General features: G+C 44.7%; 1 protein-coding gene. It reads right to left on the reverse strand.

Annotation, left to right across the window (positions count from 1 at the left end; translation table 11 throughout):
* Positions 1 to 193 (reverse strand): hypothetical protein (locus tag ACDX78_RS23245; protein WP_486031225.1); only part of this gene is annotated, 193 nt, incomplete at its 3' end.
* Positions 194 to 474: the final 281 nt, after the last annotated feature.

Consider the following 474-nt stretch of genomic DNA (forward strand, 5'->3'; position numbering starts at 1 on the left):
GATCAGGACCGATTGGTTGTTGAGTGTCTGAGACTACCGGATCCGACCACTCACCCGGGATACCAGCGGAAACTGCCCGGACACGCCATTGATACTCTTCCCCAAGAACGAATCCAGAATCTTCAGATGGAAATACACAGACTGCATAAACAAGAGGAGAGGTAGACATGGAGGAAGTGGAAACATTAGTCAATAATCAACGATCAAATCACAGGTTTCTCCCATATCTTCAACTACTTCCATAATTTCACCGCGTTTTTCCGGCTCGAGTTCCTGGTTGGTCACCTTCTGCCTCTGTAATAAAACCTCTTCTAGCAAAATAGGAGCCAGTTGTCACTTGAAGCTCCGCATTCATGGTAATAACAGGTATTTTGGCTTTGATCGCCTGGTCCGCTTTACTTTGTTTGTTGGTAAAAAGAAATGAAAAAGAGGTTGTCGCCAGAAGTAAAATTTTTGGGACAGCCTCCAGTTATC

The sequence above is a fragment of the Virgibacillus oceani genome (genome assembly GCF_041521345.1).
Classification (GTDB): domain Bacteria; phylum Bacillota; class Bacilli; order Bacillales; family Amphibacillaceae; genus Virgibacillus_N; species Virgibacillus_N oceani_A.